The organism is Microbacterium sp. Cr-K32 (assembly GCF_000708345.1).
Classification (GTDB): Bacteria; Actinomycetota; Actinomycetes; order Actinomycetales; family Microbacteriaceae; genus Microbacterium; species Microbacterium maritypicum_A.
On record NZ_JARD01000028.1, the window covers coordinates 368,127 to 389,158 of the forward strand.

A 21,032-nucleotide genomic window follows, 5' to 3' on the forward strand; every position below is an offset into this window, starting at 1 on the left:
TCACTCCGGACTCGGAGCGGACTGCTGGAGCGTCTTCGCGTGTCGTCTCGACCGCCGCCGGACGAGGAGGAGGGTCAGCAGGGCGAGGAATGCGCCGGCGGCGATACCCACGAACAAGGTCGTTCCCATGCCGCCGGTGAGTGGAATGGCGGGAACCGTGCGTTGCTCGTTGACGATCCCTTCGAGCACCGTCACCCGTGTGCTGGCCAGCACCGTGACGTTGCGCGGGGTGTCATCGAGGACGAAACCGGAAGGAGCCTGAACCTCGATGAGCCGATAAGTGCCAGGGGTCAGTCCGTCGACCTGGATGCTCCCCGGTGCGGCGTCCTGATCTGCGCCCGCGCAGGGGGCGCTGGTGCAGTCGTCGATCTCCACAATCTCGCCGACCGCAGCTCCCGTCTGATCCACCGCCTGGAGCGTCCATCGCGAGTCCGACAGAAGCGCGCCGGACTCGCTGACCTTGGTCCACATCAGCGCCCCGAGGATGCGTGTCGTGGCACAGGACTCTCGTGCCTCGTTCGGCGCGGGGCACGGATGCAGAGGCGTGACGGACACCTCCCCATCGACCCCCCATCGATTGACGAGTAGCGCTCCCGCGTCGGTGACTTCGACGTCGCTACCCTCGACGATCTTCGCCTTCACCGTGAAGGCGAACACCTGCCCGAGGGGCATGCGCGGAAGCTGCCACGTCACACTCCCCGCCGCGTGGATGCCTCCGGAGGTCGCGCTGACGAACTCGACGCCGTCCGGGAGGGTGTCTCGAAGCGTGACGTCCGAGAGATCGCTGCCGCCGTCGTTCACCGCCGTGACCGTGTAGGTGAGGACATCTCCTACTCGTGCGGTCTCACGATCGACGATCTTGTCGATCGTGATGTGCGCGAAGTCCTCGTGCGCCACTCCGACCTTGGCCGACTCGACGACGGGGACCTGCTGTCCGTTGTTCACGTTCCTCTGCGCCGACGCGAACGTGTTCCATGCGACGTCCGTCGCCTCCAGGCCGGCGGGAGTGGTCATGTTGATGTCGACCGTGAAGCTGGTGTTGAACGCGTAGGTGGCCGAGGACACGAACTTGAGCGCGAGGATGCTGCTCAACAGCGCACCGCCGGGTGCGGCGGGCATCGCCGTCCAGTCGTCGACACAGCCGGGGTTCTGCGCATCGGGCAGGACCTCGGGACGACACGGATTCTCGGAGACGGAGTAGAAGGCGGTGACTGCGGAAGGAAGCGCGGAGATGCTCGTAAGTGTGGGTTGGAAGGTGCTCCCGCGCAGCTGCTCCATCGTGGTGGGAATCGTGCCGGTGTCGCCGACACGCGGCAGGAGGTCGTAGAGGACAACACGGTCCAGAGAGGCCGCGCCTCTGTTCGTCCAGGCAAGACGGAAGGTCGCCGTCCCGCCGGCGCCGTCGACGCTGCCGATCGCCGGGAAGGTCTTGAACCCGGAGTCGTTGCTGCCCTTCACCGATTTCGTGACCTGCACACCGGCAGATCCGTTCGGCGGCTGGATGGTGAACCGCACGAGAGAGGAACAGCTGAAGTCCTGAGCCGCCGCCGCAGGGGCTGCCCGTCCCTGCGTGCACATCTGCTGCGTGGCGGGATCAGAGAGGTTCACGACGGCCGTGTTCTCGAACGTCCCCGGACCGGGAGCCTTCGAGGGCACGTTGATCTCGAATCTGAACCGCTCGCCGAGGCCTCCTGCACGCAGCAGGGAGTTCACGACGCTCGCGGGCACTGTCAAGGTCAGTCTCGTGTTTCCGGTGGCCGGATCGGCCGTCGTGGAGACGACCGGGGTGAGCGTCGTCCACGTCGCGGAGCTGTAGCCGTACACCGCCGCTCTCGGGGCCCCGTTCGTCACCCACCCGCTGGGGAGTGTGTCCGTGAAGGTCAGATCGCCGGTGGTCGCTCCTGACAGGGCGACATCGGAGACGAATCTGAACTCTCCCACGCCCGGGTTCCACGTCTTGTTGATCCCGACCTGCGGCCCTTCCACGACGTAGATCGTCCCTCGCCCGGTCGGCGTCACCGCGAACGGCGCCTGGTCGCCCGCGAGGTAGGACGCCACCTCGCCTTGGTTCCGCACGAGGTCGCCTGCCTCACGGTCCGCATCCACGTAACCGCCGATGACGACCGAGGTGACGTTGTTCGTCATGCCGTCTGCACGGGGAATGACGATCTCGGCGACCTTCCCCACCGCAGAATCGGGCACGCGGTAGGTCCTGGTCAGCGGCAGACCGTTCGTCGCGCTCCACTCCTGGAACACGGAATCCAGATCGATCACGGAACCATCGACGAGTCTGGCTTTGACAGTGACACCAGAGGGGATCCCGACGCGCTCATTGCCCGTCGAGAACTGCGTGTCGATCGTCACCAGTGTGACATGGAATGCCGGATCGGTGCAGAGCTCGCCTCCTGCTGCATAGCTTTCGTATGCGCGACCGGAGACGTTGGTGGTGCACGGCACCGGGTCCACCAACGAGAACTGCGAAGAGGGCTGCGCGTTCGTCACCCTGATCTGATAGAGCCCTTCGATCCGTGCCGAGTTCTTGACAGCCGTGTCGGGCGCGAGGGAGACCTTCGACGTCGCGACGGTAGCGGCGACGCCTCGGCCCAACCACGCACCCGGGTAGGTCGCCGATCGATAGATGCCCGTGGCATTGGGGTCGTTCGCCGCACTGTCGCCGACAGTGTTCGCGAGAGGCCCATAGCCTGATTTCGACACTCCTGCACCCGGGAGGGCCGTCACCACTGTGATGTCGGCATCGCCTTCTTTGATCACCGCTGCGCCGCCGATCGACGTTCCCTGCGCGGTCACCGTGTTTCCGAGCACCGTCGCGTCGGGGACGGTTGCGTCGATCCTCGCTGTGATGCGAACGATCGCCGCGCTGCCGGAGGCGAGAGAGCAGGTCTCACCCACCTGCGCGGCAGTGAGCGCGATCGTGACGCTCTGCCCCGAGACGGTCGCTCCCGAAGGAACGCTCGAGACGTAGGTGAGGCCGGCCGGAAGCGTGTCCGTCAGGACGAGGGCGTCGAGATCCTCCACACCGACAGTACCGACGGAGCCGTTCGACGCGGCGCAGTTCCAGGAGATGCTGTAGGTCACGAGGTCGCCGGCCCTGTAGTACCGGAAGTCCGCGCTCTTCTTCACGTTCAGCGTGGGCCGTGCGGTCGCCACGGAGGAGACGGACGGTGCGGAGACCGCCGGGGTGTCGTCGCTGAAGGACATCGTCGGTGTGAGTGTCCACTGCGTCCCATCCGGCGTCACCCGGTTCGGCGGGATGATCCGGAAGTCGATGCTCCCGGACGTCCCCTGCGTGAGGTCGGTCAGAGCGATCACGAGCTCATCGCCTTCCACGCTCCAGCTCTCGATGAGCGCGTCCTGCGTGACGTCCACGCGCATTCCTGCGGCCGCGCCCAGCGGAATCCGGATCACCGGGTCCTGCGCACACGGGTCGGCGTTCACATTGCTGCACCCGAACGTGACCCGGTAGTTGAAGGCCGAACCGGAGGGCTGCGATGCGGACGAGAGCGAGGCGATCGTCAGTGTGGGCTGCGAGCTGGCATTCGCCGACGCGGACGCGGGCGACAGCACCCCTGCGGCGACCGCGACGACGATGAGGAACGACGCGATGCCCATCCCTCTGCGCTTCAGCGGTGTGCCCGGCGACGGCGCATGGCCGCCCCGCACGTCTGGCGTTGTCACGGTTGACCTCCTACTTGGCAGACTTCCGACCGACCGAGACGGTGACCGACGAGTCGGCGCACACGGCAGGGCCCGCGCGTGCTGCTTCGGGCAGCGGGGCACTCGCGACCGGTGTTCCTCTCAAGCAGAGGGCATGACGATCGCGTTCTCCCAGCGAGCACGCGTGAAACCCCCAGCAGTGGGGGTCGTATCTCGCGGAGACATGCGACCGCCCCGGCCTCCTCTTCGGGAGACCGGGGCGGTCGGCGGGGTCATCATCGGCGACGCTCGCGCTCGGCGACGAGCGCGGGTGTCACCGCGGCATCAGGAGAGTGCCTTGGCCTTGAGCGCCTCGTATTCGGACGCCGTGATCGTGCCGGCGTCTAGAAGCGCCTTGGCCTTCGCGATCTGATCAGCAGGCGTGCTCGGCTCGATCAGCGATCGCACGTACGTGGACTGCGATTCCCGTACCTGTGCCGCCTGTGCCTGGTTGCGCTCTCCCATCCCCCGACCGCGTGCGATGAGGTACACGAGTGCGGTGACGATGGGAAGGAACAGCAGGAAGATGATCCAGACCGCCTTCCATCCACCCTTCAGCGTGTTGTCACGGAACAGATCACCGATGATCGAGAACAGCACGAAGAGATACGTGACGAACAGGAAGACGGTGAGGAACCACCAGATCAGGTCGCCGAACGAGCCCCAGAAGCCCTGGTAGGGGTACGAGATGGGAGTCGCGGTCTCGAGAAGTCGCATGACGGTCTTTCGGGTTGAGGAGCGTGGGATCGCCTCATATCTTGTCAACGGGGTCGAGCGCCCGTCGTGTCGAGCGAGGAAGATCCGAAAGAGACCCCCAGTTGTGACGGCCAGGCCGACCGGTTCGGGTCTGCCCCTCACGATTCGGACTCCGGATCAGACCCTTTCGCCCCCAGAAGAAGTGGCTGGCGGAACGGACGCGCCGTCGATGTCCCGTGCCAGCTGACCCCCTGACTAGCCTCTTCTCATGGCTCGCAGCTTCACCCCTCGCACATCGACCGCGCTGCCCTCCCGGGGAAACGTCTTCGCGAAGGTGACGGTCACCGACGAGAACGGCTTCACTCTCGAATATGCCGAGTTCGAAGTCCCCCTGGGCATCGCCCAGGAAGCCATCGCCCTGCTGCATCTGCACGGCCCGAATCTCAGCGATCAGCATGGAGCACACGCCTCGATTTGAGGTCTGCACGTCGCCAAGTCTTCCTGCGCTCGATGAACTGGGCTCCCCGTGCGGCCTCGTGGCTGACGAACAGGATGTGTGGCTCGTAGGCCGTTGCTGAAGCGGGAGAGCGTGACCCCTACATGTGGGGATTTAGGCATCAAAAGCCTGGTGATCATGCCTCGCGCGCGTCTTCTATGTCAGTGACGAGCCTGACCACGGAGGGGAAGAATGACCTACTCATCCATCCACGGATCACCCGTGGCGCACCGGCTGCGGACGCGAACGCCTCGTCGAGGTCGTTTCACCGCCATCGCCATGGCGTTCCTTCTCGTCATCGGGCTCGGTGCGGCCGGTGCTCTGGCAACGGCATCGCCGGCCAGCGCGGAGACGAGCCCCACCGGAACGAGTATTCGCGAGCCTCAGAAGTTCTACGCGTACACCACGGCTGGGCAGAACCTCGATGTGACCTTCACGCGGGTGACAGGGTCGACGATCCCCACATTACTGCGGATCATCTCACCCGCCGGCGTTGCAACCTACTGCAGCATCGGGACCGCTTCGGGGAGCAGCTGCAGTCGTCTCAACCTGACGTCGCCGACAGCAGGTGTGTGGGAGATCTACTTCTACGCGAACGATGACTCCGACAGCCTCGGCCTGCACACCTGGAACATCCAGGTCCAGCAGGGAAGCAACAACCTGAGCGGACGGGTATGGAGCTACCGGTACCTCATGTATAACTCCACCCCCGCCACGTTCAACCTCTGGTATCTCTCACCTCAGGGCTACAAGTACCAGTCGACGCACGCGGACTTCTACGGCATCGACAGCGTGTTCGCCGCGAACCAGTTCGGGAACATCTACACGGACACCTGCTCGTCGGCCTATCGCAGCATCGAGACAACGCAGGGCGGGCCCTACTACGACCCCTCGTTCAGCAACAGGTCGGGCGACTGCGGCAAGCCGTATGCGATTTTCTTCCAGGCGCCGGCCGGAGCGCTGCCGGTTTCCGCAGTAGACGCCTTCGGGAACAGTCACGTACTCAACGGGCCTCCGGTTGCGCCGTCGGTGAGTAACCTCGCCTTCGTTCCCGATGCGCCGAACAGCCGCTCCGGGGAGTTCACCTTCACCGCGACAGCTGCGGTGGGAAATGCCACCCTGCTGATCGACGCCGACGGCGACGGCCAGTACGCAGGCCCGCTCGACCGATCGATTCCCGTCGGGATCTCCACCGATGGGACGCAGACCTCCACGTTCGACGGGCTCGACGGCGCCGGCACTCCCATCCCGGTCTCCGTCGCGATGAGCGCCTATCTCGCTGTCGACAAGGCGGGCGAGATCCATGTCCTGAGCGTGGATGTCGAGTCTCGTCAGGGAATCAGCATGACCGCCCTGAACGGGCCCGACAGCGGATCGTCGATCATCCACTGGAACGACTCGTTCCTGCAGACCGAACAACGGCTACCATGCCGGCCCACGACCTTGGACGCAACCGCTGGAGTGGACACCAGCGGCGGTCCGCGCCACACCTGGAACTGCTTCGGCCAGGCAGACATCAACGCCAACGACGGCATCGGCGGTTCATGGGGAGACACGCGGTCGATCGATGACTGGATGTTCCATACCGTCGACGTGCGCACCAACACCGTGATCCTGCCGGCAGTTTCCGCTTACACCGTGAAGAAGACATCCGACCTCGTCTCGGGGGACGCTGTCGCACCCGGCGACGAGGTCACCTACACCCTCACGGTGGCCCAGAGCGGCCCCGACGCCGTCGACGCGAGCCTGAGCGACGATCTGTCGGATGTTCTCGACGATGCCGAGATGCTCGGCTCAGTCACCGCGAGCATCGGCACAGCGACGCTGAACGGGACCGCGCTCGAATGGACCGGAACCGTCTCTGCAGGCGGGATCGCCACCATCACCTACACCGTGAAGGTCAAGGACCGCAGCGGACTGGCCGACGGTGGGAACTACACCCTCGGAAACGTCGTGACCAGCGCCGGATGTCAGGCGACTACCGATTGTGAGACCACGCACCCGGTCGGCACATACGCCGTCGCAAAGAGCGCCGACCCCGCATCGGGGACCGAGGTGCAGGCAGGCGACACAGTTGCCTACACCGTCACCGTCACCCAGGTGGGCACCGGCGCAGTGACCGGAGCATCTCTGGAAGACGACCTCAGCGACGTGCTCGACGATGCGACCTGGAACGGCGACCTGAGCGCCTCCTCCGACACGGCCTCTTTCGACGCCGCCACGGAGACGCTCGCATGGGCGGGTGACCTGGAGGTGGGCCAGCAGGTCACGGTCACGTACTCGGTGACGGTGACTTCGCTGGGAACCGAGTCGGACACGCTGTCGAATGTCGTGGCGAGCGAAGGTTGTGACGCCGACAGCTGCGAGACCGACCACCCGGTGTCGCCGAAGATCGTCACGATCCAGGTGCTCAAGGTCGGCGAAGACACCACTGGCACCGTCGTCCGCATGGACGGCTCCGCCTGGGCGATCTTCACGGTCGACAACGGCGGGACACCGATCCTGCCCGCGCTCGGAGATGCCGGTGCGACGGGACTCTTCCAGGCGACCACCCTCACCGCCGGCAACACCTACTGGCTCGAAGAGACCCAGGCGCTCACCGGATTCCAGCTGCTCGCGCAGCGCGTGCAGTTCACCGTGGGCGCGCTCGGTCAGATCCAGCTCGCGCCGGGAACATCGTCGAATGTGACGGTCGTGGATGTCGACGGCATCTCGACGATTCGTGTGCAGGACGTGCCGCAGTTCGCACTGCCCGCCACAGGCGGCACAGGCACCACGTGGATCTACCTCGTCGGAGGCGGCGTCATCGCCGCCGCGTTGATGCTCCTGGCCACCATGCACCTCGCCAAGCGTCGCCGCGTCGCTCCGGTGCACACGGCATCACACCCCGGGGCCGGCTAACCGGCCGTCCAGTCATCCATTGCACTACCCCTCGACAAGGAGAAGGAACATGAACAACCCGTACACCCGACGCGGGATTCGTGTCGGCATCGCCGCCGTCGCAGCAGCGACCGTGGCCCTACTCGGCCTCGCGCTGCCGGCCTCGGCTGCACCCCTGGTCGACCCCGACCAGATCGGCTCGATCACCGTCCACAAGTACGAGGCGCCCGACGCTGCAGCCGAGCTGCCCAGCAACGGCACCCAGGTCGACACGACCGGTCTCACGCCGCTGGCGGGTATGGACTTCACCCTCACGCAGGTCACCGACATCGACCTGTCGACCAACGCCGGATGGGTCGCCGCGAGCCAGCTCTCCGGCGCGTTCGACGCGTCCGACGCGGAGGGTTCGATCACCGCCGCCGGTCACGCTCTCGGCACCGGCTCGACTCAGACCACCAGCGTTGCCGGCACGGCTGCGTTCACGGGTCTTCCCGTCGGCCTGTATCTCGTCGAGGAGACGGGCTACCCCGCCGATGTCACCCCGGCAGCGCCCTTCCTGGTCACCGTGCCGCTGACCGACCCGAACAACCAGAACACCTGGCTGTACGACGTGCACGTCTACCCGAAGAACGCGGTCACCACGGCCCAGAAGACGGTCTCCGACGCGGCCTCGATCGAGCTCGGCGACACCGTCACCTGGACGATCACGGCCGACATCCCGAACGTCGACCCGATCGACGGCTACAAGATCGTCGACCCGCTCGATGACAAGCTCACCTACGTCGGCACCACGGTCACCCTCTCGGATGGCACTGCGCTCGTCGCCGGCGACTACACGGTCACTCACGACGCGGCGACGAACGCCGTCACGGTCGAGTTCACCGCAGCGGGTCTCGTGAAGATCGCCGCGAACATGACGGCTTCGGTGGTCGTTGCGATCGACACCACGGTCAACGCGGTCGGCGAGATCGCCAACCAGGCGCTGGTCTACCCGAACGCCGCGTCGTTCGACATCGCGCCCGGCCAGCTGGGCGGTCCGATGCCGACGAACACGCCGGAGACCAAGTGGGGCGAGTTCACCATCGAGAAGACCGACGGCACGAAGACGCTCCAGGGCGCGCAGTTCCAGGTCTTCACCTCCGCCGCTGACGCCGCCGCGCAGACCAACGCGGTCTCGCTCGGCGGGCAGACCACCTTCGAGGTCGACACGAACGGTCTGCTGACCCTCTCGGGGCTGCGCTATAGCGACCTCGCGAACAACCAGACGGTCGCCCCCGGTGACGCCGGCTTCATCCAGTACTACCTGGTCGAGACCACGGCACCCGACGGTTTCGAGTTGCTCGCTGAGCCCATCGAGTTCACCGTCACCGCCGCCAGCACCGCAGCGGGTGTGGACCTCGAAGTCGTCAACGTGCCCAGCAACGGTGGCTTCCTGCTGCCGATCACCGGTGGCACCGGCACCGGACTGCTGTACCTGGTCGGCTTCGCTCTGCTCGTCGGCGGCACGATCTTCATGATCGTCACCCGCCGCCGCAAGCAGCAGGCCTGACCTGATCCACGACGCCGGCATTCCACGCCGGCACCGTGCGGGGTGATCGCCGACCCCCAGCGGCGTTCGCCCCATCAGGGGGCGGCTCTTCCCCAGAGTCGCCCCCTCACGCACATCCATGAGGAGTTCCGATGACCGCTCTCGAAGACGCGCCCCTCACGCGCCGCGCCGCGCGAGAGCGCAGCCGCCGCCGATTCTCGCTGAGCTCCACCGTCGTTGCTGCCATGCTCCTGGCCGGGGTCAGCACGGTGACCTATCCCACCGCCGCGAACTGGTTCAGCGATCGCGCCCACGCCACCGAGGTGTCCGGGTACGTACAGGAGGTGCAGGATCTCGGAGATTCCGCCCTCCAGAAGATCCTGGGTGCCGCCGATCGGTACAACCACGACCTGCAGTCCGGACCATTGCGCGACCCGTTCGCGCTCGACGAAGAGGGCCGCTCGAAAGACGTCGAGGACGGCTGGGACGACTACGTCTCACAACTCGACTTCGGCGCTGAGGCCCCCCTGGCGCGCATCCGCATTCCCGAGATCGACGTAGACCTTCCGATCTACCACGGCACCGACGACGCCGTCCTGGACAAGGGTGTCGGGCACCTCTACGGGACGTCCCTCCCGGTCGGAGGCACCGGCACGCACGCGGTGCTCTCCGGACATTCCGGCATTCCCGGAAGCGCGCTCTTCACACGAGTGAGCCAGCTCGCGAACGACAGCTCCATCTACATCGACGTGGCGGGCACGACGCTCACCTACAAGGTCGAGCAGATTCTCACCGTCGCCCCGGACGACGCCACGAGCCTCCGCCAGGTCGTCGGACACGACTACATCACCCTCCTCACCTGCACACCGATCGGCGTGAACTCGCATCGACTGCTGGTGCGCGCGGAACGCGTCCCGGATGCCGTGGCTTCGGATGAGGCTGCGCGCGTCGCCCCTAACGCAACGGACCCCGGCTTCCCGTGGTGGGCTCTCTGGTCCGGTGCGACTCTCATCGGCTGCATCGCGCTCGCCTGGCCCCGCCGCACGACCGTCTCCTCCGCCGCAGAGGATTTCGACGACGCTTAGCGCCGTTCGAAGGCCCTCGACGCACGCTTCCACTGCACGACGATCATGTCGGGCAGCGACGATGCTCTCCCCTGGATCAGTCCTTCTTCGATAACTCTGCGATGCAGGTGGGTGTTCTTGGGCACCTCGCGGACGAGCGCCTCTTCCGTCGACGACGAGACTGATGGTGGGGTGAGCTCCGACCCCCAGGAGCGCCCCCAGCGTCGCTGCGATGCGGACACCTCGCCGACTTCGCCGAGGAGATCCTCTCCACCCTGTCGAGCCCGCGGGACATCCGCGTCTCCGACCGCGCCACCATCTTCAACCTGATGATCGGGCTCGACGGATACACCATCTCGACGGGCATCATCAGCGATGACCTCGATCCCGAGATCATCGCCATTCCCCTCGACATCGACGAACAGATCGAGATCGGCTGGATCGGCCATTCGGCGATCCCCCTCACCGAACAGGCGCAGCGCTACCTCGCCGAACTGCGCACCGTCGTCTCCGGCTTCGGGGTGGAACTGCTCGGCTGAAGCGTCGATGCTCCTGGCAAGGTGGTCGCCTCCACCGGACGCACTGACGGATCGTGCGCCCCGGCAAGGATTCTTATACAATGGCTTATACAGAACTTTCCGCGAAGGAGGAGCCATGGCCGTCACATCGATTGACATCGACCCCGACGAGCTTCAGCAGGCCAAGAAGCTTGCCGGCACGACCTCCAACCGCGAGACGGTGGATCTCGCGCTGCGCACGCTCATCGCGGTGCGCCGCCAGCCCGCCGCCGTGGAGCGCATCATCGCTCGCCACTTCGACACTGACCAGATCGACGCGCCGACGATCGCTCCGGACACGGGTCTGGATCCCGACAAGAGCGCTCCCCGGGAGAAGAGCACCGTTCGGTGACCACTTACCTCGTCGACAACAGCATCTGGCAGAAGGCAGGCAGGAGCACGGCGATCGGCGACAGGCTCCGGGCCCTGTCGCCGAATCACCTGATCATCACGTGCCCGCCGCAGGTCCTCGAGTACTGCCACTCCGCGCGCAATGCGAAGGAGTACGCAGAGTTGCGTGCGGACATGGAGGGGCTGCTCCCCGCGTGGGAACACCCCGACGAGCGTGACGCCCTCGACCTTCAGCAGGCGCTGTGGGACACAGGGCTCATGAGAGCAGCCGCAGCCTTCGACTGCCTCATCGCCGCATACGCGGTCGCCAACGACGCAGTGATCCTGAACTCGGACCAGGATTTCGGGTACATAGAAATGGCGACTGAGGGACGAGTCCGCCAGGAGTACGTCGCGGCCTGAGGTCAGACACATGTGAGCGTGCGGCGCCATCGAACTTCCAGGCAAGAGCGCTCGCTCTCGGGAGAGCCCCGTGATGACACGGAAAAACCCCCTCACTCGGAGGGGGCTTCCATGGCGGTGACGGTGGGATTTGAACCCATATCGTGCCCCAATCTCAGATTCGCGCCACCGCCAGATCAGCTGAAGAAGACGGAACCGCCTCCCTCCTGCGCACATCAGCAAACTCATGTTCGCAGGCCTTCCGTTACTGCTGCGTTACCGCTGGCCTCAACGCAGCCAACGACTCGAGAATTCGAAGCGACCGGACGCGACTTCATTCCCTTGAGGTAGAACTCTCCATTCCGCAAGGCCACAGGAGGAAGCTTGGTCACCGCTGTTGCTGCAGCAGTCGGCGTTCGAAGGGATCGCACGGTCCCCGAAGACTGAGACAACCGGGTCAGTCGAGCGCGAGCTTGCGCCGTGCTCGACGCTCGATACGCGCAGCCCACTTTGCCTCAAGCGGGCGCATCCAATCGCGAACCGTTCCAGGAACGAAGGTCCGGATGCCTGCGATCACGAGTGCGGGTATCGCCGCAACCCCCGCGAGCCACTTGAACTCTGGTGTCAGTTCCACGATCCCCAGGACCGCCAGCGCGAGCCAGACGATGATGAAGCCGACAAGCAAACCGGTCAGCCGCCGAGAGGCTGAGGTCTTCGCACGCTGCCGAATACGTTCATCGCGCACATTGTCCTTTTCGACTTGCGCTTTCACTAGCCTGACCGCGTCGTCACGCTCTTGTTCGGTCTGGGAAAGCGCGAGCGCCGCGGCGTCTCGCTGCTCGATGACCCGTTGCAAGGCTTCGACGTTATCGAGCCAGCTGGCCGCGGCTGTGTCTGCTGAAAGCTCGGCAAGGTTCGCGCGGGCCTCGGCTTGCATAGCCTTGTCCTCGAGTGGCCTCGCTTCATCTGAGCGCATGCGCTGCAAAACTACCAAGGGCAAATCCGGTGTGACCTCTCCAGCATCCCCCAGAGTTTCCTCCATCAGGACTGCACGGCTGACGGTCGTCGCTCGCAGGACAACCGCTTCATCGGGCGACACCTCCTCGCGCTTCTCCAGCTCATCCACCTCCTCGAGGTACCGAGACCATAGGGCGGGGCTCGGCTGCATTCCGGAGTATGCCGAGGCGAGCAGCAGCTTTGTAGGCACATCAGAATCGATGGCGGAACTCCGCACCCAGAGGATCCCCGCAAGGGCTTCATCTCGAATCGCGAGCGAAAACTGATCACGGGTCCGTTCAAAGGTGTTCGCTGCTATTACGACGCTGGTGTTCGAAGTAACTAGGACAGCTCGACAATGCTCGAGCGTAGAGGACGACCGTCCCCGCCTCATGCGGTGCACCGCCGACAGGGAGTCCACATCGAACAGCCTCGTGGAGTTCTCGCGATACCCCACCTTTGCCTGGAGTAGTTCTTCCAGTTTGTTCTCGTCGAGCGAATGCTCGTGCACGTACTCAGGTTTCTCCTGTACTTGCACCCCTCGATCCCGCACGTGTCGCTCAAGATCTGCTCGGACAAGCGCCACATCGACGGCAGACTTGCCCTGCTCGGAGAAGTTCAGGAAGGCTGCGTTGATCGACCTCGACGCGCGTCCCGACCGGAGGGCCTTCTCGACTCCCTCCAGGATCCCGTCGAGCTCCCTCAGCGAGTGCTGAAAGGCGATCACCTTCGCCCCTTGCGCACGAGCCATCTCGACGAGTTCCAGTGCGGGACGCTGCAAGACCTCACCGTCGTACCCCAGCAGATTCATGAGTATGGGCGTATCCAAGACCAGCGTGAGCCGATCGAGCGCCGTTCCCATCCCGCCAGTATCGAGAGTCAGGACCGACGCTAGAATCGCCCCCTTCGCAGCCTCTTCGACGTACCCGAAACGAACTTGATCACGAACGCTCAAGTCTGCAATAAACACCGACACCACGTAGTCGAACCGAGTGCTAGTGGGTGACACATCCGCCCTGCCTCGAAGACTCTGATTGAGCAACGGCACCGACTGCCGATCGATATAGTCAGCAAGCGCGGCGCCCACATCCTCCGGCAAAGCGTCATGCTCGTCCGGAAACCTTGTGGCAACAAACTCCCGAAAGACTGAGGCCAGCTCGTCTTGACGTCGCTGAAACGCAACCAGCTGTTCGGTAGCTGGGGTCTGTTCGCGTCCCGATTGGGTAATCGATACGAACTCGGTGCCGACAAACTCTGTGAGCCCAGCGCCGTTGGTACGCTTCAGCATCTTCCCCAGGGCAAGCTCAGGGATACGGATTCCGAAGGTCTCTCGAATTCGCGTGGCGACCGTGCGTCGCTCGACAGGACGACAGTTGTCCTGTGCGAGCGCGGCCAGCACGAACGCAGTGAAGTTGTCGAAGTAGGTTGGAGCATTCGCATTGAAGTTGGCCCGCAACACTGCGAAGCCAATGAGCGCGTTACTCGTCTTGAGATCCCCAGTCATCCGTCCAGAATATTGAATATCTGAGCGCTACGAGGACAACCCCCTCTAGAAGAGGTCGAAGCATCCGCGTTCCGCGAGCATGACTGCGAAGGCCATGGCGTGAACTGCTGGAACGCGCACGTCTTTTCTTTCCGTTCTCAAGCGCTTTGCAAGTAGAGGATCCCAGCTACAGCTCCCCCAGCGCCGTCGCCCGCGACACATTCAGTGCCGAAGCAACGTCGTCAAGATCGTCGTCGAACAGATCGGCATACGTGTCGAGAGTCATCGCGGCACTCGCGTGCCCGAGCATACGCTGGACCGCCTTGACGTTTGCGCCGGCGCTGATCGCGAGCGATGCGGCGGTGTGCCGCAGATCGTGCGGCGTCATCCGCGGCATGACCGCACGAATCCCCTCGCCCCGCACCCTGGACTCGGCAGCGTCGGACGCATCCTCGAGCCGGGCACGCTTGCATGCCCCGGCGAACCACCCGGACTTCGAGTTGCCCGGCCGAAGGTAGCCACCGGTCTCAGCAGGGAAGATCAGTTCGTCCGGACGCTTGAGCGAGATCGCTTGAGCCATTGCCGCATCCAGAAAGCCCGGGTACACAACCGTCCGACGCTCGTGCGTCTTCGGCGTTCCGACGATCACGTGGCCATTCACGATCACAGCGTTCGACGAGATGTTCAACCGGCGCCGCGACACGTCGACATCGGCGACCGTGAGCCCCGTCGCCTCACCCCACCGAAGCCCGGTGTACGCAAGGAAGCGCACGACGTCGGGATAGAGCGAAGCGGTTGCGAGCAGTTCGACCTGCTGATGCGTTAGGTACGCCCTCTGCTTCCTAACCTTGCGGGGCGTCTTCACTTCGCGCGCAGGGTTGGACTGGAGTCGGCGGTCGCGGACTGCCCCGTCGAGGATCGATGCGAGAACTCCGTGGCACCGCTTCACGGTGGTCGCCGAGCGCTTGACACTCAACTCCGCGACCCAAGCCGAGATCTCCGTGTGCCGGATGCTGCCGACACGGCGCGCGCCCCACGCAGGCTCGACATGGACACGCCACGCGCTCTCGTCGCTATGGAAGGTCGACGGCTTCACCGCGATGGCATGGGCGGTCAGCCACGCCGCGCCGAGTTCGCCGACGGTGACTCGAGACTCCCCTGGTGCTCCATACCCTGGCGGATCTCCTGGAGGCGCTTCAGGCGAAGGCGCTCCTTGAGCTCAGCCATGGCGACTCGGAGGAACTCGCTGCGGTTACCGCCACGGAACTCGGCCGAGATCTCGTCGAGAAGCGGGATGTCGGCCTCTTCGAGAGCGAAGCTGATGGGTCGAGCGGCCATCTCCGGCCTCCTCACTGATTAGTAACCGGCTATCAACGACACGGCGCACGGATCCGCAGGGCAACGGTGCCCGGTATCCATGGGAAGCTCTGGGTGAAAGCGAGTGTCTGGCAGGCGGGGAGACAGTGAGCCAACGTGGGCGGCCCCTGGCACACTGGCACCGTGACCGAACTCGATCCTCAAGATCTCAGCTGGGCTGAAGACTTCGGCGCCCGCTGGGGCGCTTCGTACCGGACTCCTCAAGACAGCGTCGAAGATATTTCGCGCGCGCTCAGCGAGAGCGCTGACGGCCCCCTTAACGCCCAGGCGATTGCCCATCAGAAGCGTGCCCTCGGCGTATCGGATCATGTCGAGCTCACTGAAACCGAGGCTCGCGCGGCCGTCCCGTACCTGACGGCGCTTGCCGAGGTTGTACTCCGGGAAATGCAATGGGCCCTGTACTGGCGGCGCCGGACGCTCGACAGAGGGGAACCGGACCCTGGCATCAACTATCTGAGTTTGCGCGCGGAGGCGACGTTCCGCGATTACCTCGAGGCGACGGGGCCGACAACAGACGGGCGGGTGAGAACCACCGCTACTGATGGGGCGTATCACTTCAACACGCCCGAGCCATCTACGAGCCAGAGCGCTCGACATGCAGGGACGGTTGCTGGCGCGTCCAGGTTGTCCTTCTCAGAGCGACGACGGGCACGCAAGGCTCAGAAGATAGCTGAGGCCGAAGGGGCGCTGACCGCTCAGCGGGCGCAGGAGCAGTGGGATCAGGAGCAGAGAGCACGGGCTCGCGAAGCCGCTCGACGGCGAGAAGAGAAGGTCCGTCTCGAGCACGAGGCGATACGTCGCCGTCGCCCGGAGGCGCCTGCGCCGCAGCCCTACGGCGTGAATCACAAGGGAGCTGAGCGACTGGTGGCTGATTGGATGCGCCATCTAGGAGTGCACGACGCGGCCGTAACGCAATACAGCGGTGACGGGGGCATCGATGTCGACAGTCGTCATGTCATCGCGCAAGTGAAGAATCTTCACGTGTCTGCGAGCGTGCCGATCGCCGACATCCGCGATCTGTTCGGGACAGCGCAGCACCGGCACAAAGGGGCGGTGCTGTTCACTAGTGGAATGGTCTCGCAAAACGGCATTCTCTTTTCCGACGAGACCGGGATTGCCCTGATCAGGTACGACGCTGAGAAGGGCACGCTTGCGGGGCTGAATCAACGCGGACAACAGGTGATCGCGTCTGGGTTCCCAACGGTCTTCGGATTCGACGAGTTCTGATCTCGACTCCCCTGGTGGGCAGCGTGCGGGGCGCACTACTCACGGTCACTGAATGCGCGGCCCCGCATGACGGCAGACACCGAAGCGAGCGATGTCGCGGCCACCCATGACGCGGTTGAGCGTGTACTTCGCGGGGAACTGCTCGAGAAGCGAGTTCTCTTCCTCGAAGGAACCTCGTGTCTTCCACGCGAAGACACGCGTGCGTAGTCGTCGAGCACCATGATGTAGAGCCCTCCCACGCCGTCCCATTGTGTGAGATCGGTGACCTCCAGCATCTGGCGACGGCCGCCTGCAGCGCAGTTTCGAATTCTCTTCGGTCGAGGGACACGAAGTGGGCCATGTTCAGGTCGTAGTTTTCGAGCGCCTGCTCGCGGTGAGCTTCGCACCACTCATCGGCGTGGATGCGGTGTTCGGCATCTTCGTAGATGTGGTCGATCCTGTCCCAGAGCACAGGATCGACCTCTCGATACCACCCCCCTTGATTCAGTGTGCGGCCAGCACATCGACAGTGATCGATCAGACGCGACACGTCTCCGCCACGGATGTTCTACGCTGCGCAACAGCGCCCGTTGGTAGGACTCGACGGATGAAGACCGTGGTCACTCTGAGCGGCCGGCGGTGACGAGTCAGCGCCGACCCGGCCGGGAGCCATGGATGCGAAGCGGGAGGGGACGGCAGAGCCCGCATGAAAGAGCGGAGGGCCCGACATGCGTACTCACTCGGAGCATAGGCAACGACGGACCCTCTCACCGCATGCCATCTACGATGACAGAGGCGGAATACAGAGAGGCTAACACAAATGACTGTTCGCAAGGTGGGCTGGGTCTCGCCGGCAAGGTTCGGTCCGTTCTTGGCAGCCTGCGATGGTGACAATGACCTGGCGTGGAATCTCTACGAGTGGAACGCGAAGGTCGCCTCTGCACTGTTCGAGTGCTTCCATCACACCGAAGTTCTGCTTCGCAACTCGATGATGAGTCGATTGTCGACTATCCACCCTCTTGCGTATCCCTGGCAACAGGGCCTCGACAGCGTGGTCAAGGCTGCCGAAAGACGGATGGACGCGACCACGAAGGCGGCAGCCCCCGATGCGATCATCTCCGAACTCACGCTCGGATTCTGGACCAACCTGCTCGAGCAACGTCCCGCAAACGAGGAGCTTTGGCGTCAACACCTCCGCCATGTCTTCCCCGGCTCTCCCGGGACGCGGGAGGCGGTGCACAAGTCGGTCACGGACATGCGGAATCTCCGCAATCGATGCGCTCACCAGGATTCGCTTCTGGACTTCGATCCGGGCATCGAGCTGAAGAAGCTCCTGTCACTGGTCGAGTGGATCGATCCGGAGGCGAGGATATGGCTAGAGGGTATTGAGAGCGTGTCAGCAGTCGCGAGTAGCCGCCCCGTTGCACCCGCCCGCGACGTCGTGATTGTCGCCGCCACCGCAGAGAGGCAGACAATTGATATGTACGACAGGGTGTCTGCGTACGTGTGCGCTAGCGATCGGTCGATTGCGCAGGTCACCCAGATGGGCTTCTACGTGAACAAGCAGATCGAGCCCTACTTCCCGACGATCGAGGAGAAGATCGTTCCCGCCCGATGGAATCGAGATGAAAGCAAGCGCCTTCTCGAGTCGGGGTCCCCGGTCGATCAACGTCTTGGCAAGGTGATGGCATACGGCCTTAAAAACGGTTGGCCCGCCGGGGAACAGGTGCAAGTGTTCCTCCTCTCGGACAAGCGATCGGATACGACCACCAAACGGGCGTCTCCAATCGCCCACGAGAAGTCTGGCCGCGGATCGGCGTTCGTCAAGAACCCCCGATACTTCGCCCGGGCAGCACTAATAGCAGCCACTGATACTGCTCACCTCGGTTGACGCGCCACTCGCGCGGACCTTTGTCCGGCTCTTCAGCGGCAGCATGCTTCTGTCTGCCACCGCCGCAGCAGCTGCAGTTCTGGCACTCATTCGCTCTGACGACATTGTCGTCCTCGAACACCAACACGACACTGGTCCAAGCAAGGCGTGCGGGAACGAGAAGGCGGCAGCCGACGGGTCGCCGGTCAGTCCCACCCCTACGCTTCGTTTCGCGTTACCACTGCGTTACCGCTGACCACTGCATACACAAAACGAAAGCCCCGCATCCCAGTGTTTCCAAGGGAGTCGGGGCCTTCGTGGTGGCGGTGACGGTGGGATTTGAACCCACGGTAGGGGGTTACCCTACACAACTTTTCGAGAGTTGCACCTTCGGCCGCTCGGACACGTCACCGCGGAATAGCTTACGCGACGCGGGGCCCGCACGCGAATCGAGACCCGCACACCGCCCCGCATGTCACCAGGCGGCGGCGACCTCGGCGTGCGTGCGCAGGATGCCCTCGGTCGATCCCGCGGGCGCGCGCCCGATGCCGCACTCGGTCGCGACCCCGAACTCGGTGGCGAACGGAGTCGCGGCGGCGACGCGACGGGCGGCGCCCTCCACCCCGTCCTCGCGGTGCACGAGGCCCAGGTAGAGCTCGCCGACCGGGGCGAGGCCTGTGAGCGGGGCGAAGTAGGCCTCGTCGTCGTGGTCGATCGGCACCGGCAGGTGCAGCCACGTGAGCGGACGGGCGGATGCCGCCACCACGGCGTTCGCGTACCGGACCAGGTTCGCGGCGTCGCGCGGCTCGAAGAAGTGCTTCTCCCCCGCGTCGCCGTAGCAGAGGTGCACACCCACCTCGACGTCGGCGGGCACCGCGTCGACCAGTGCGGCCAGGCGCGAGACCAGACCGTCGAACGGGTCGCCGGGCCACCACGCCTCCATGACCGCTCCGTAGCCCGCGGCGCGCTCGATGATGCCCATCTCGCTCGCGACGTCCCACTGCACCGCGAGGTCCTCGTGCGGGATGGCCTCGAGGATCTCGTCGAGCTCGCGCAGGATCGCGGCGGTGTAGACGGGCTCGATCGCGGCGCGGTCATCGCCGTGGAAGAAGGAGGAGATCACGGCGAGCGGCGTCGGCAGCGACACCTGGAACCGCACGCCGCCGGGCACCGTGCCCTCGGCCCGCAGCCGCTCGAACACCGCATACGACTCGATCGCGGCGGCGGCGTACCCCAGCGGCGGCATCTCGATGCTCGCAGCATCCACTCCCTCGGCGATGCGCAGGCCGCGGGCGTCGATGCCGGCGGGGAACGGGATGGGTTCGTCGCCTGTGCGCTCGATGCCCTCGGCCTCACCGATCACGTCGGGCTGGAACATGATCCAGTGGAACCGTTTGCCGACCTCGCCGTCCGGAATGCGACGGAGCCGGGTGCCGAGCAGTTCCGCAGCGGTGCGGATCGTGGTCTCGGCATCGTCGTAATTCACGCTGCCCACGAGGAGGGCACCCTGCGGCTGAGTCATACCCCTCAGGATATCGACGCTCCCGTCGGGCCTTTTCCCCGGCGAGACCCCCACGCTGCGATGGGCATTCGAGTTAGGATGGCCTAAGAACCCGCCGCCTGTGGGGGCAGCGATGACGGGAAGGTATTCATCATGGGCTTCATCACGTCCGAGGCGCTGTCCGAGACCGGCTACGTGGTCCTCGACGACCACACCTCCGCCACAGATCCCGCCGAATGGTTGGGCCTGGAGTACGTCGGCTGGCGCTCCTCCGGCATCACGCGCTTCGCCCCGCTCACCAGCTATGCCGGCGACGTCGACTGCAACGGCTTCTGGAACCACACCCCGCCGCGCACCGACAAGGATGGCGTCTGGGTCGCCTCGCAGGTCGCGGTCGCCCCGACGCTGCAACGCCGGGCACAGGAACCGGGCGCCGGCATCGGACGCTGCCGCGTGATCGAGCTGCAGCCGAACGAGTACGCCGACGCGATCTACAACCTGCACCAGGACGACAACAACCGCCTCAACGAAGAGGGCACCGGCTGGGTCGTCCGCGGGTTCTTCAACCTCTCCGACGACACCGAGTCGATGCTGATCCTGCGCGCCGACCGTTTCGATCCGGCGACCGAGATCCGCCTGCCGCTGCGCGCCGGCTCGCGCATCATCGTCGACACCCAGCGCTTCTGGCACGCGGTCTGGCACCGCGGCACCGCCCCGCGGTACGCGCTCATCACGTCATGGACCAGCGGCCCCGAGCTCGACGCCTACATCGCCGCCAACCACGGCGACCCGCACCCGAAGACCGTCGACCTCGACCCGCAGTTCGTCGACGATGCGCAGGTCGAGCTGCACCGCCGCATCGAGGAGCGCCGTCGCGCGTTCGAGGCTCAGGGCATCGTGATGGAACCGCCCGTCGACATGAACGTCTGAGG

General features: G+C 64.9%; 16 protein-coding genes, 1 tRNA gene and 1 pseudogene. 10 read left to right on the top strand and 8 right to left on the bottom strand.

What is annotated here, in order from left to right:
- Positions 1-3,696, bottom strand: coding sequence for a DUF11 domain-containing protein (locus tag GZ64_RS0116250; RefSeq protein WP_136025380.1), 3,696 nt, complete (start codon positions 3,694-3,696; stop codon positions 1-3).
- 303 nt (positions 3,697-3,999) lie between these two features.
- Entirely contained in the window at positions 4,000-4,431 is a 432-nt protein-coding gene (locus GZ64_RS0116255) for an SHOCT domain-containing protein (protein WP_051668125.1), read from the bottom strand.
- A gap of 247 nt (positions 4,432-4,678) precedes the next feature.
- Between GZ64_RS0116255 and GZ64_RS0116260 the strand changes: the two genes are divergently transcribed.
- From GZ64_RS0116260 to GZ64_RS19240, 4 genes are all read left to right on the top strand, one after another.
- The gene (locus GZ64_RS0116260) at positions 4,679-4,888 is read left to right on the top strand and encodes a hypothetical protein (protein ID WP_029267649.1); all 210 of its coding nucleotides are present in this window, start codon (positions 4,679-4,681) and stop codon (positions 4,886-4,888) included.
- Positions 4,889-5,098: 210 nt separating this feature from the next.
- Positions 5,099-7,807, top strand: coding sequence for a DUF7927 domain-containing protein (locus GZ64_RS19235; protein ID WP_081859781.1), 2,709 nt, complete (start codon positions 5,099-5,101; stop codon positions 7,805-7,807).
- 49 nt (positions 7,808-7,856) lie between these two features.
- Complete coding sequence (locus GZ64_RS0116270) at positions 7,857-9,335, top strand: SpaH/EbpB family LPXTG-anchored major pilin (RefSeq protein ID WP_029267651.1); 1,479 nt, start codon at positions 7,857-7,859, stop codon at positions 9,333-9,335.
- 131 nt (positions 9,336-9,466) lie between these two features.
- Complete coding sequence (locus tag GZ64_RS19240; protein ID WP_051668128.1) at positions 9,467-10,399, top strand: class C sortase; 933 nt, start codon at positions 9,467-9,469, stop codon at positions 10,397-10,399.
- Here the strand turns inward: GZ64_RS19240 and GZ64_RS19535 are convergent.
- Positions 10,396-10,620, bottom strand: a complete 225-nt coding sequence (locus tag GZ64_RS19535) for a hypothetical protein (RefSeq protein ID WP_029267655.1) — start codon at positions 10,618-10,620, stop codon at positions 10,396-10,398. The genes GZ64_RS19240 and GZ64_RS19535 overlap by 4 nt on opposite strands.
- 9 nt (positions 10,621-10,629) lie before the next feature.
- Here GZ64_RS19535 and GZ64_RS0116285 point away from each other — a divergent pair.
- The 3 genes and pseudogenes from GZ64_RS0116285 to GZ64_RS0116295 form a co-directional block, all read left to right on the top strand.
- Positions 10,630-10,917 (top strand): annotated as a pseudogene (locus GZ64_RS0116285) (LysR family transcriptional regulator); the annotation flags it as partial.
- 115 nt (positions 10,918-11,032) lie between these two features.
- Positions 11,033-11,287 carry a type II toxin-antitoxin system VapB family antitoxin gene (locus tag GZ64_RS0116290; protein WP_051668131.1) on the top strand — a complete coding sequence of 85 codons (255 nt, stop codon included), beginning with the start codon at positions 11,033-11,035 and terminating at the stop codon, positions 11,285-11,287.
- Positions 11,284-11,688: a PIN domain-containing protein gene (locus GZ64_RS0116295; protein WP_021201302.1), complete on the top strand. Its 405-nt coding sequence runs from the start codon at positions 11,284-11,286 to the stop codon at positions 11,686-11,688. The genes GZ64_RS0116290 and GZ64_RS0116295 overlap by 4 nt, the downstream gene beginning before the upstream one ends.
- A gap of 436 nt (positions 11,689-12,124) precedes the next feature.
- Here the strand turns inward: GZ64_RS0116295 and GZ64_RS0116300 are convergent, their stop codons facing one another.
- The 3 genes from GZ64_RS0116300 to GZ64_RS0116310 all read right to left on the bottom strand — a co-directional run bounded on the left by GZ64_RS0116300 (position 12,125) and on the right by GZ64_RS0116310 (position 15,484).
- On the bottom strand, positions 12,125-14,167 hold the full coding sequence (locus tag GZ64_RS0116300; protein ID WP_029267660.1) for a hypothetical protein: 2,043 nt from the start codon (positions 14,165-14,167) through the stop codon (positions 12,125-12,127).
- 166 nt (positions 14,168-14,333) lie between these two features.
- Positions 14,334-15,242, bottom strand: coding sequence for a tyrosine-type recombinase/integrase (locus tag GZ64_RS0116305; protein ID WP_231479919.1), 909 nt, complete (start codon positions 15,240-15,242; stop codon positions 14,334-14,336).
- Positions 15,243-15,259: 17 nt separating this feature from the next.
- A complete protein-coding gene (locus GZ64_RS0116310; RefSeq protein ID WP_029267665.1) occupies positions 15,260-15,484 on the bottom strand; it encodes a hypothetical protein in 225 nt (74 codons plus the stop codon).
- Positions 15,485-15,646: 162 nt separating this feature from the next.
- Here GZ64_RS0116310 and GZ64_RS0116315 point away from each other — a divergent pair, with 162 nt between their 5' ends.
- Positions 15,647-16,750, top strand: a complete 1,104-nt coding sequence (locus tag GZ64_RS0116315; protein WP_136025512.1) for a restriction endonuclease — start codon at positions 15,647-15,649, stop codon at positions 16,748-16,750.
- Between the two features lie 799 nt (positions 16,751-17,549).
- A complete protein-coding gene (locus GZ64_RS0116320; protein ID WP_051668133.1) occupies positions 17,550-18,620 on the top strand; it encodes a hypothetical protein in 1,071 nt (356 codons plus the stop codon).
- A 300-nt stretch (positions 18,621-18,920) separates the two neighbouring features.
- On the opposite strand, the gene GZ64_RS0116325 is transcribed toward GZ64_RS0116320, so the two are convergent.
- Together GZ64_RS0116325 and GZ64_RS0116330 are read right to left on the bottom strand one after the other, a co-directional pair.
- Positions 18,921-19,011, bottom strand: a tRNA-Ser gene (locus tag GZ64_RS0116325).
- 63 nt (positions 19,012-19,074) lie between these two features.
- Entirely contained in the window at positions 19,075-20,121 is a 1,047-nt protein-coding gene (locus tag GZ64_RS0116330; protein ID WP_029267671.1) for a hypothetical protein, read from the bottom strand.
- Positions 20,122-20,253: 132 nt separating this feature from the next.
- On the opposite strand from GZ64_RS0116330, the gene GZ64_RS0116335 reads away from it, so the two are divergent.
- The gene (locus GZ64_RS0116335; protein WP_021201304.1) at positions 20,254-21,030 is read left to right on the top strand and encodes a hypothetical protein; all 777 of its coding nucleotides are present in this window, start codon (positions 20,254-20,256) and stop codon (positions 21,028-21,030) included.
- Positions 21,031-21,032 lie beyond the last annotated feature (2 nt).